13 protein-coding genes are annotated in these 10,865 nt (G+C 65.2%); 7 read left to right on the forward strand and 6 right to left on the reverse strand.

Annotation, left to right across the window (positions count from 1 at the left end):
• Together AB0876_RS26775 and AB0876_RS26780 are read right to left on the reverse strand one after the other, a co-directional pair.
• Positions 1-1,191, reverse strand: coding sequence for an amidohydrolase family protein (locus AB0876_RS26775; RefSeq protein ID WP_064887039.1), 1,191 nt, complete (start codon positions 1,189-1,191; stop codon positions 1-3).
• 79 nt (positions 1,192-1,270) lie between these two features.
• A complete protein-coding gene (locus tag AB0876_RS26780) occupies positions 1,271-2,812 on the reverse strand; it encodes an AMP-binding protein (protein ID WP_526043372.1) in 1,542 nt (513 codons plus the stop codon).
• Between the two features lie 58 nt (positions 2,813-2,870).
• Here AB0876_RS26780 and AB0876_RS26785 point away from each other — a divergent pair, with 58 nt between their 5' ends.
• Positions 2,871-3,587 (forward strand): enoyl-CoA hydratase/isomerase family protein, encoded by a 717-nt coding sequence (locus tag AB0876_RS26785; protein ID WP_055115857.1) that lies wholly within the window; start codon positions 2,871-2,873, stop codon positions 3,585-3,587.
• 15 nt (positions 3,588-3,602) lie between these two features.
• On the opposite strand, the gene AB0876_RS26790 is transcribed toward AB0876_RS26785, so the two are convergent.
• Together AB0876_RS26790 and AB0876_RS26795 are read right to left on the reverse strand one after the other, a co-directional pair.
• Entirely contained in the window at positions 3,603-4,004 is a 402-nt protein-coding gene (locus tag AB0876_RS26790) for a hypothetical protein (protein ID WP_526043373.1), read from the reverse strand.
• Between the two features lie 177 nt (positions 4,005-4,181).
• Positions 4,182-4,709, reverse strand: a complete 528-nt coding sequence (locus tag AB0876_RS26795; RefSeq protein WP_463804787.1) for a VOC family protein — start codon at positions 4,707-4,709, stop codon at positions 4,182-4,184.
• An 87-nt stretch (positions 4,710-4,796) separates the two neighbouring features.
• Between AB0876_RS26795 and AB0876_RS26800 the strand changes: the two genes are divergently transcribed.
• Both AB0876_RS26800 and AB0876_RS26805 read left to right on the forward strand, forming a co-directional pair.
• The gene (locus tag AB0876_RS26800) at positions 4,797-5,240 is read left to right on the forward strand and encodes a Zn-ribbon domain-containing OB-fold protein (protein WP_463794656.1); all 444 of its coding nucleotides are present in this window, start codon (positions 4,797-4,799) and stop codon (positions 5,238-5,240) included.
• Between the two features lie 12 nt (positions 5,241-5,252).
• Positions 5,253-6,398: a thiolase family protein gene (locus tag AB0876_RS26805; RefSeq protein WP_064886999.1), complete on the forward strand. Its 1,146-nt coding sequence runs from the start codon at positions 5,253-5,255 to the stop codon at positions 6,396-6,398.
• A 79-nt stretch (positions 6,399-6,477) separates the two neighbouring features.
• Here AB0876_RS26805 and AB0876_RS26810 read toward each other — a convergent pair whose 3' ends face one another.
• Complete coding sequence (locus tag AB0876_RS26810; protein WP_064886998.1) at positions 6,478-7,083, reverse strand: TetR/AcrR family transcriptional regulator; 606 nt, start codon at positions 7,081-7,083, stop codon at positions 6,478-6,480.
• A gap of 188 nt (positions 7,084-7,271) precedes the next feature.
• Between AB0876_RS26810 and AB0876_RS26815 the strand changes: the two genes are divergently transcribed.
• The 3 genes from AB0876_RS26815 (at position 7,272) to AB0876_RS26825 (ending at position 9,654) form a co-directional block, all read left to right on the forward strand.
• Positions 7,272-8,564, forward strand: coding sequence for a cytochrome P450 (locus AB0876_RS26815; protein ID WP_064886997.1), 1,293 nt, complete (start codon positions 7,272-7,274; stop codon positions 8,562-8,564).
• Positions 8,565-8,730: 166 nt separating this feature from the next.
• Positions 8,731-9,204, forward strand: coding sequence for a hypothetical protein (locus AB0876_RS26820; RefSeq protein ID WP_110777825.1), 474 nt, complete (start codon positions 8,731-8,733; stop codon positions 9,202-9,204).
• A gap of 3 nt (positions 9,205-9,207) precedes the next feature.
• Positions 9,208-9,654 (forward strand): Rv2576c family protein, encoded by a 447-nt coding sequence (locus AB0876_RS26825; protein ID WP_526043374.1) that lies wholly within the window; start codon positions 9,208-9,210, stop codon positions 9,652-9,654.
• A gap of 83 nt (positions 9,655-9,737) precedes the next feature.
• On the opposite strand, the gene AB0876_RS26830 is transcribed toward AB0876_RS26825, so the two are convergent.
• Positions 9,738-10,124: a hypothetical protein gene (locus AB0876_RS26830; protein ID WP_413784945.1), complete on the reverse strand. Its 387-nt coding sequence runs from the start codon at positions 10,122-10,124 to the stop codon at positions 9,738-9,740.
• Positions 10,125-10,322: 198 nt separating this feature from the next.
• Between AB0876_RS26830 and AB0876_RS26835 the strand changes: the two genes are divergently transcribed.
• Positions 10,323-10,832: an Rv2253/PknI dimerization domain-containing protein gene (locus tag AB0876_RS26835; protein ID WP_064887001.1), complete on the forward strand. Its 510-nt coding sequence runs from the start codon at positions 10,323-10,325 to the stop codon at positions 10,830-10,832.
• Positions 10,833-10,865: the final 33 nt, after the last annotated feature.

A 10,865-nucleotide genomic window follows, 5' to 3' on the forward strand; every position in this document is an offset into this window, starting at 1 on the left:
TTACGTGGTGACGAGGCGACCGAGGTTGCCACCCATGATCTTGGCCTGATCCTCGACAGCGAGGTGCTCAAGCGCAGTCACGTAGTGGGTGGGCTCGGCGAGACCCTCCGGGTGCGGCCAGTCGGAGCCGTACAGCACCTGGTCGACACCGATCAGGTTGATCAGGTCGTCGATGCCTTCCTCGTAGAACGGGCTGACGTAGATGCGGTTCTTGATCTCCTCGATCGGGTTGCCCAGGAAAGCTTCCGGAGCCTTCTTCCAGACCTCGGCCATCGAATCCAGCAGCGGGAACATCCACTTGGAGCCGGCCTCGACGATGCCGACCTTGAGCTTCGGATGCCGGAACAGGGCTCCGTGGATCACCCAGGATGCCACCGCGTCCTGGATCGGGCGCCACTCGTTGAGGATGCCCATCGCATTGGTCTGGAACGGCAGCATCTCCTGCACGGTGCCGTCCCATTCCGAGGTGTAGCGCGAGTAACCACTGTCGGATGAGTGCATGCCGACGAACACGTCGTACTCGACGCAGCGCTCCCAGAAGGGGTCGAACTCGGGCAATGCGAACGAGCGCGGGCCACGGAAGCCGGGCACCGGCGCCGGGCGGACCAGGATGGCGCGGGCACCGCGCTTGACGGCCCACTCCAGCTCCTCGATGGCCTTCTCGACGATCGGCAGGGTGATGACCGGGGTGACGAAGATGCGGTTCTGGTAGTTGAAGCCCCACACCTCGTCGAGCCACTGGTTGAGCGAGTGGATGATGACGTGGATGGCGACCGGGTTGTCGCGCAGCCGCTCCTCGATGAGGCTGGCCAGCGTCGGGAACATGAGGCTGCGGTCGACACCGAGCTCGTTCATCAGCTCCAGCCGCGGAGCCGGCTCGAAGAACGCCGGGATGGACCGCATCGGCTCACCGAACAGCTCACGCTTGCTCTTGCCGTCCGGGTTGCCGAACTTGAAGTACTCCTCCCAGGCGCCGGGCTTGGCGACATGCGAGAACGTGGGGTTCGGGATGTAGTTGCTGATGTGGCCGTCGATCGCGATCTTGGTGCGGCCGTTGACCTCGACGTACTGGACGATGTCCTTGTACTCCTTGGGGAGGTACTTGGTCATCGCCTCCGGCGGCTCGTACAGGTGGTTGTCCGCATCGAACAGCGGAAACGGAATGTCGACCCTATGCGACAGTTGTCCCATGGAAAACTCCTTTGCAATTCACGAGAATCATATTCTCACTTGCTAGCTGCCGCAATGCCCAGCTGGCCCCAGAGGCTGCTCAACGGGCGATTGCAGCAATCTGCTGACGGATGACGAACTTCTGCACCTTGCCGCTGGCCGTGCGGGGCAAGTCTTCGGCCAGATGTAGCTCTTCCGGCCACTTCTGCCGGGCCACCCCGTTGGATTCGAAATGCGACCGGACCTGATCGAGGGTGGGCATCGTGCCGCCGTCGCGCACCCGCAGCACGGCGGCCACCCGCTCCCCTAACCGGGCATCGGGAGCGGCCACCACGATCGCCTCGATCACATCCGGGAGGCCGAGCAGCACCTCCTCCACCTCCAGCGCGCTGATGTTCTCGCCGCCGCGGATGATCAGATCGGTGGTGCGGTCGGTGATCGTCAGATACCCGTCGTCGTCGAGCACCCCGATGTCCCCGGTCCGGTACCACCCGTCGGCGTCGAAATGCTTTGCGGTCAGGGCATCGTCGGTGTAGCCGAGGCACAGGTCTGGTCCGCGGCTGAAGATCTCGCCATTGGGCCCGAGCCTGATCTCCACGCCGGGCCGCACATTGCCGTCGGTGTACAACCGCTTGGCTTCAGGAGCCCCTGCGCCGGACCCGGTGATCGACGGATGCTCGGTGCTCCCATAGGAACGGAAGACGAACAGGCCCAGATCGGCCAGTCGCCGGGTGACGGCCGCCGGTACCGTCGAGCCACCCAGCCCGACGGTGGTGAACCGGGCCAGATGGCGTTCGCTGAACTGCGGATGGTCCATCAGGCTGGTGACGAAATACGGTGGCCCGCCGCCGATCGACAATTCGTCCTGCTCGATCAGCTCCAGCACCTTGCCCGGATCCCACACGTCGCACAGATCGATCGGCGCACCCTCGAGCACCGGGATCAGGAACGCGCCGAGCATGCCGATGAAGTGCCCGACGGGCGTGGCGGTGAGCTGACGGCCCCGGTCCGGCGGGTAGTTCTCCAGCAGCTGGCGGGTTTCGAAGCCCAGCGTCTGGTGACTGTGGATGACGCCCTTGGGCTCGCGGGTGGTTCCGGAGGTGAACGCGATCAGGGCCGGCGCCGCCGGATCGGCGGTCAGCGTGCCGCTCATCAGCTCGTCGGCGAGTAGGTCGTCGAAACTGGCCTGTCCGACCAACCCGACGATCGGCACCTCGGCACACAGGTCGGGCTGGAACGTCATCCGGCCGAACTGTTCGGTGGTGATGAACACCTTCGGCTTCGCCGTGGCCATGATGTGGCCGAGTTCCTTGCGTCCGTAGAAGTGCACGATCGGTACCGTCACAGCACCGAGGAACGCCGAGGCCCAGAACGCGACCGCGGCCTCCATCCAGTTCGGCAGCTGCATGGCCACGACGTCGCCGGGCCCGACTCCGCGATCACGAAGCCCGGCCGCCAGGCGCCGGGCGGTGCGCTCGACCTCGCCGAAGGTGCCGCGGTACGGACGTGTCGCGGAATGCACGTGGAAGCCGGCATCGGGGCTGGCAGCCAGACCGTCGGCCAGCATCTGGCCCAAGGTTTCGGGCCGCCACCAGCCTTCTTCGACGTACCGTTTGGTCAGCTCAACGGGGATGTCGCGCACAACGGTGATGTTATTCTCATCAAACGAGAATGCCAATCCCGGAACTGGAGAACGTTTGATGGTCGACCTCGAAATCGACGGCGAACTGGCGGTCATCACGATCGACCGCCCGCAGGCACGCAATGCCATCTCACTGGACACCATGGATGCGCTGAACAAAGCGTTGGACGGCGCCGCCGGCGCGTCCGCCCTGGTGATCACCGGGGGCGGCGACCGCGCCTTTGTCTCCGGTGGTGACCTCAAGGAACTGGCAGCCTTGCGCACCGAACTCGAGGCGTCGGAGATGGCCTGGCGGATGCGCACGATCTGCGACCGCATCGCCGGGTTCGACGGACCGGTCATCGCGGCGCTCAACGGCCATGCCTTGGGCGGCGGGGCCGAGGTCGCCGTGGCCGCAGACATCCGCATCGCCGCCGATGACATCAAGATCGGCTTCAACCAGGTTGCCCTGGCGATCATGCCTGCCTGGGGCGGAGCCGAACGGCTGGCCACCCTGGTCGGTCGTAGCCGGGCCCTGCTGCTCGCCGGAACCGGCCGGATCCTCGGTGCGCGCGAGGCGGAGCAGTTCGGCTTGATCGACCAGGTGGTACCCCGCGCCGAGTTCGCCGAGACCTGGCGGTCGACGGCGCAGTTGCTGGCGCGGCGTCAGGCCGGTGAGGTCAAACGAGTGATCAACGGTGTGTCCACCACCGAGGCCGTTTCGGCCTTCGCCCGGCTCTGGTGCTCCGACGAGCACTGGGCCGCCGCGGACAAGGTGATGAACAAGGGTAAGTAGGCCTTGCGGGCAGCGTCAGGGAACGTGCACGCAGCCCACGCCGGGAACGCAGCCGCCACCGCCACCCGGTCCGCCGCCACCGGTCGGGCCACCCGGAATCGAGCCGCCGCCACCGCCCGGTCCGCCACTGCCGGTCGGGCCGCCGGGAATCACACCACCGCCACCGCCGGGGCCACCGCCACCGGTCGGGCCACCGGGAATCGAACCACCCCCGCCTTCGGGACCGCCGCCACCGGTGGGACCACCCGGAACGGTGCCTTCGCCACCGGGGGCCGGAGCAGTGGTCTCCACAGTGGCGGGTGTGGTGACGGTGGTGGTGGGCGTCGTGACAGAGGTCGTCGACGGGGCAGTGTCCTCACTCGACCCGCAACCGGCGAGTGGCGCCGCGGTGAGCGCGATGCCCATCCCCACGGTCATCGACCACTTCCGGACACGGACCCAAGAGTCGCCGTTGCGGGCCGTCCTCGTAGGCCGGGTTATTGACATGGTGAGACTCCAGTTTCAGCCAGGGCACTTTTTGCGCTCGGAACGACTGGGTTCCCACTGACCGCCGGCTTGAATCATCGCCGGCGGGCATACGTCACCGCACCCGGATCAGCCGCCCAATTCCCGGACCGGGTCACTGCCGTCCCAAGCGACAGCCTGTTCCCGCACATAGGCGCCCATGCCGCCGGAGGATTCGGTCAGCTCCATGATCTCGACGATCGCCGCCCCGGTCGGCGGTTCGAAGTAAGCGAAGCGCACGCCCTCGCCGTCGCCACCCGACCACACCAGGGGCCAACCGGCCTCGGCGAGCTTCGCCATCGCCGTATCGAAATCGGCTGTCCAATAGGCGAGTTGGTGAAAGCCACCACCGGCCGGAGCGCCCGCGAGGAACTCGGTGAAGATGCTGGGCGTGTCATCGAGTTGTTGGATCAACTCGACCTGCAGGTCACCGCTGTTGGACAACGCGAGAGACAGCCTCACCTCGCAGGGCTCACCGCGGTAGCTCACTCGCTGCGGCAGGTTGCGGATCACGAACCACGGGCCGACGCCCATCTTCAGCCAGCCCGATATCGCGTCGTCCAGGTCGGTGACCACATACCCGATCTGGCGGACCTCCCCTGGTAGAACCTCGCTCAAGCCGACTCCCTCCGCCGTCCCATCTGAACTGCCCACGAGAGCCTACCGAGAGGCGGTTCTCACTAGACGAGAATTGCATTTCCAGTTATCGTCAGCGACGTGTCAACACAGATTGCTCTGGCGCCCGAGATCTCGACGTGGCCCGACGCCGAACCCCAGCTGATCGGCAGCCGTTGCACCGACTGCGCGGCCACCACCTTCCCCGCCCAGGCCCGCTGCCCCAAGTGCTCCGGCGGCAACACCGAACAAGCTCTACTGCCCCGACGCGGCACCGTCATCGCCTGGACCACCCAGGGCTTCCCACCCGGCGCCCCCTACAAAGGCCCCACCGGAAAAGCCTTCGTGCCCTTCGGCGTCGGTCTGGTCGAGCTCGCCGATGACACCGGACCCGTCATCCGCGTCGAAGGACGACTCACCGAAAACGACCCGGCGAAACTGCAATTCGGCATGGACGTCGAACTCACGATGATCCCGTTCACCACCGATGAAGATGGCAACGAAGTTGTCACCTTCGCCTTCCAGCCGGTGTAGAGAGGCAACAACATGACCAACGATGTAGCCATCATCGGAGTCGGCCTGCACCCGTTCGGCCGCTTCGACAAGACCGCGATGCAGATGGGTGCCGAGGCAATCCAATTGGCGCTCGAGGACGCCGGCCTGGAGTGGAAGGACATCCAGTTCGGGTTCGGCGGCAGCTATGAGGTGTCCAACCCGGATGCGGTCACCCGCCTGGTCGGGCTGACCGGCATCACGTTCACCAACGTGTTCAACGCGTGCGCCACCGCCGCCAGCGCGATCCAGCAGACCGCCGACACCATCCGGCTGGGCAAGTACGACATCGGCATCGCGATCGGCCTGGACAAGCACCCGCGCGGCGCGTTCACCGACGATCCGGCGAAACTCGCACTGCCGCAGTGGTACGCCGAGAACGGCCAGTTCGTCACCACCAAGTTCTTCGGCATCAAGGCCAACCACTACATCCACAAACACAACATCTCCGAGGAGACGCTGGCGCGGGTGGCCAACAAGAACTTCCGCAACGGCGAGAAGAACCCGAATGCGTTCCGGCGCAAGGAGATCTCGGTCGAGGAGATCATGGCCTCGCCGGTGCTGAACTACCCGCTGCGGCAGTACATGTTCTGCGCCCCCGACGAGGGTGCAGCCGCGGTGATCATGTGCCGCGCCGACATCGCGCACAAGTACACCGACAAGCCGGTATATGTGCGGGCCAGCGAGATCCGCACGCGTACCTACGGCGCCTACGAGGTGCACGGCACCTCGGCTCCGCTGGATGAGGATCCCTCGCCGACGGTGTACGCGGCCAAGGCCGCCTACGAGGCCGCGGGCATCGGACCCGAGGACGTCGACATCGCCCAACTCCAGGACACCGACGCCGGCGCCGAGGTGATCCACATGGCCGAAACCGGCCTGTGCGCCGATGGCGACCAGGAGAAGCTACTGCTCGAAGGCGCGACGGAGATCAACGGCACGATGCCGGTCAACACCGACGGCGGCCTGATCGCCAACGGCGAGCCGATCGGCGCCTCGGGCCTACGCCAGATGCACGAGCTCGTGCGTCAGCTACGCGGTGAGGCAGGCGAGCGTCAGGTACCGGGCAACCCGCGCGTCGGCCTGGCCCAGGTCTACGGCGCGCCGGGAACCGCCTCGGCCACCATCCTCTCGCTCTAGTTTCCCGGGCCCCCAAGTGAACGTCCCCCGCAACCGTGGTTTCGGGGGACGTTCGCGTGCGCTCGGGCAGACGCGGGCCTCAGGCCGGCAGTTCCAGCGGCTGCGGCTCACCTTCCAGACGTCGCAACCAGTCCTCGCAGAACTGAAGCACCTCGGCGTGGCCTGCCGTCATGCCGAGCGCCTGCTCCATCACCATCACCCGCGACACACTGGCCGCGATGAATGTCCACACGATCGGCGGCACCTCGGACGCATCGACGCCGTAGCGCCGCAGCGCCGCCTCGATCGCCTTGGTCTCCGCCTCACGGAACATCTCGGCGTAGCGGCCGATCTCCGCGCGCAGCACCGGTCGGTGGTTGGCAAGCCCGGTCATCTCCATCGTCAAACGCGTAGCGCTCGGGTCTGTGCCGAACCGCCACAGCGCCCACAGCGGCTGCGGCGAATTCAGGGCTTCGGCCTGCGCAGCCAACCCTTCGTCGGCACGTCGCACGAACACCGCCAGGAACAGGTCGTCCATCGTGCGGAAGTAGTAATGCACCAGCTGGGGCTTGAGCCCGGCCCGTTCTGCCACTCGCCGGGACGTGACCGCGACGTACCCTTCCTCGATCATCAGCGCCTCGGCGGCGTCGAGCAGCACGATCCGGTTCTTCGCGTCCGGCGCCCCGATCCTTCGCGCCGATGCCATCGGTCCTCCTCACGACAAGTTCCCGACAATGTATGGCTGATCGTAACTTTCACGCAGCCAGGTGATCTTGACCATGACTCTAACGACATGCTAAGCAGGTGCTCAGCAATTTTCGAAAATTCTTCGCGCGGTGCAGCCCGCCGCGAAACCACCGCAGCGCACATCGAATTCGGGAGGCAGCGCACACCATGACCGATTCCGGAACGACCGATTACGACACCATCGACTACTTCACCGACCAGTCGCTGGTACCCGACCCGCACCCGTACTTCGACCACCTGCGCAGCAAGTGTCCGGTCGTGACGGAACCGAACTACGGCGTCATGGCGATCACCGGGTTCGAGGAGGCCACCACGGTCCTCAAGGACACCGACACCTTCTCGTCCTGCATCGCGGTCGCCGGACCGTTCCCGCCGCTGCCCTTCACGCCCGAAGGCGACGACATCACCGAGCAGATTGCGGCGCACCGCGCGCAGATGCCGATGTTCGAGCACATGGTGACCATGGACCCGCCCGACCACACCAACGCCCGTTCCCTGCTCAATCGGCTGCTCACGCCGCGCCGGTTGAAGGAGAACGAGGACTTCATGTGGCGGCTCGCCGACCAGTGCCTCGACGATTTCATCGCCGACGGCAAATGCGAGTTCCTCAGCGCCTACGCGAAGCCCTTCTCGCTCCTGGTGATCGCCGACATGCTCGGCGTGCCGGAAGAAGACCACGAAGAGTTCCGGACGGTGCTGGGCGCCCCCCGGCCCGGCGCTCAGGTCGGCTCCCTCGACGGCGACCTGGTTGCCAGCAATCCGTTGGAATGGCTCGACGAGAAGTTCAGCGGCTACCTCGAAGACCGGCGATCAGAACCCCGCGACGACGTGCTGACGGCACTGGCCACGGCGAACTACCCGGACGGTTCTGTACCGCCCATCATCGAGGTCGTTCGGTCCGCGACATTCCTGTTCGCCGCCGGCCAGGAGACCACCACCAAGCTGCTCTCGGCCTCGCTGCGCGTGCTCGGCGACCGCCCTGACATCCAGCAGGCCCTGCGCGACGACCGCAGCCGTATCCCGACCTTCGTCGAGGAGGCCCTACGGATGGACGCTCCGGTCAAGAGCCAGTTCCGATTGGCCAAGAAGAACACCAAGCTCGGCGACATCGACGTTCCCGCGGGTACCACCATGATGGTGTGCCCGGGTGCGGTGAACCGCGACCCGGTCCGTTTCGAAGACCCGCACACCTTCAGCCTCGACCGCAAGAACGTGCGAGAGCACATCGCGTTCGGCCGTGGCGTCCACAGCTGCCCGGGTGGTCCGCTGGCCCGCGTCGAGGGCCGGGTGTCGTTGGAACGGATCCTGGACCGCATGGCCGATATCGCCATCGACGAGGAGTTCCACGGCCCCGCCGACGATCGTCACTACACCTACGAGCCGACCTTCATCCTGCGCGGACTGACCGACCTGAACATCACGTTCAAGCCCGTGCGCTGACCGCCGCTCGACAGACGATTCCGCGTATCTCGTCTTCGCCGCATTTGCTATTCTCCGATTGCGAGAATGACAATCTCGCTGGCGAAGACGAGATTCCGGTTTCGGCACGGTGGAGCCTGCTCTCGTTCTATAGTCAGCCGACCAGTGCTGATCCGTGGAGGTGCCTGTGAAGTCCAGCTTGATCCGTATGGCGATGAGCGCCGTGCTCGGGTTGGGGACTGCAATCGCGTTGGCACCGCCGTCACAGGCCATGTACTTCGGCAATTACAACCTCAACATGCCCGACCGCAGGGACTTCCACACCTGGATCTGGTCGGCGATCACCCCTTGCCACGATCCCGGGACCGACAACTTTCAGCACGACTGCATCACCATCATGACCGTCCCGCAGCCGGTCGCCAAGGCGGTCCCCAACCGTGCCGACGCCAGACTTGTCGACGGTCGCTACACCTTGACGATCGACGAGTTCTACGGATTGCGGTGCGGTGACATCTATTACGGGCCTACGATCCCGACTCACGACGTCTACACGTGGGACGCGACCACCCTCACAGGCGAGATGGTCTCCACGTTCGATGTCGGCTGCGACGGCGCTCCCGGTGGCTCCTTCACCTATCCGTTCACCCTGACGAGGATGTGATCGATGCGCTACCCGACTATCCGAGCGCTGTCCATTGCGGCGGCCGCCGCGCTGGCAGCCGGCGCAATCACCACCGCCGCACCGGCATTCGCCGACGATCCGGAACCGGTGGGACCGCCACTGCGCCACGTGCAGTACACCGTGACCGCCGATGCCCCGTACTGGGTTCACATCTACTACCGCGACTCCGAACCGGTGCAGTTCTCGGATTACAGCCACAACCCGTACGAATTCAGCCCGAGAGCCGATGTGGACGTCGCACCGGACAAGCCGTGGGTGTTCGACGCCATGCTGGCAAATCCTGACCTGTGGGCGATGGTCCTGGTTCAGAGCGGTGAGTCGCCCAACCTTCCGACGCCCGGGTTCAACTGCAAACTGACAGTCGACGGTGTGGTGGTAAAGACCAACAGCGGCCCCAAGGGCGCGTTGTGTTCGATCCGGAACTGGTAGACCTCGAACTCACGACCGAAACGTCAAAATGCCTGGGGGCGACGCGAACCGCGTCGCCCCCAGGCATTTCTCAAGCATTCGGCTCAGGCGTCGCCACGAAGCCAGCGTGTCTCACCGTTCATCGGCACACAGCTCAGGAACAGGCCGTCCGGGGCCTGCGCCACCGAGTTCTGTTCGTTGATGCACAGGCTGTTCTCGTCGCGGATACCCACCATGGGTGGCGACCGGAACCACCGCGGCTCGTAGCGCCGCGGGGAGCCGCAGAACACCAGCCGTCCCCAACCGTTACGCGCGTCGACCCCGAACACGAAGTAGGAGGTGTTGTCGCACGGGGCGCCGAGTACCGCGTTCGGGTTGATCCCCGGCGTGCAAAACGCGTCATTACATGTCTGCGGTCCCGCGTTTGCCTGCGGAGCAGCCAGCATCCCGGCGACAATCACTGAAGCGGTCGCCATCACCGTCACACGCACGTTGCTACTTTCGCATAGCTGGAAATTAAACTCTCAGTTTTGGAGAATATTACTACGAAAGGCCCGCCGCTGGTCCCCCGGCCGGAGGCGTGACGAGTTGGCACGAGTGAATCCACCGTGGACCAGCCGTTGATAGTGATATTCTCCGAAACTGAGAACACGGCTACCGCCCCTCAGGTCGGCCAGAAGGAGCAGTTCATGTCAGTCTCCCGGGTAAGTGCTGTTGCGGTGGCGATCGCCGCCGCGACAACTGTCGGCCTCAGTGGAGCCGCCCCGGCCAGTGCGGGCGAACAGTGGGGTATCAACGGCACCTTTGCCACCTCCTCCAACGGCGCGTGGGCCAAAATCAACGACCGCTACGAGGAGCAACCGCGGGTGGTGAGCAACTGGACGATCTCGACGCAGTGCATCTCGCCAACCGAATGCAGCGGCACGGTGAACAGCGACGCGGGGTGGTCCGCACCGGTCTACACGACCAACGGCCTCTGGTACGTGAAGCGGGTCGTACCCAACTGGCGCTTCTGCGCCGACGGGACGCCCGTCGAAGGCATGCAGGTGTACAAGTTCTATCCGGTGGGCTTCGACGGACACGTGGATCAGGCTTCATCCGAATACGCCGGCGAGGACGTCACGAAGGGCCCCAGCGGTTCGTGTGGGCGCAATCAGTGGCCCGTTGTCCGGATGCCGTTCTACATGCGGCCCGCCTAGCTGAAAACCGAATCGCGACAAAAGAACTGGCCC

Origin of the sequence: Mycobacterium sp. NPDC049093 (genome assembly GCF_040704635.1) — a bacterium.
Lineage (GTDB): Bacteria > Actinomycetota > Actinomycetes > Mycobacteriales > Mycobacteriaceae > Mycobacterium.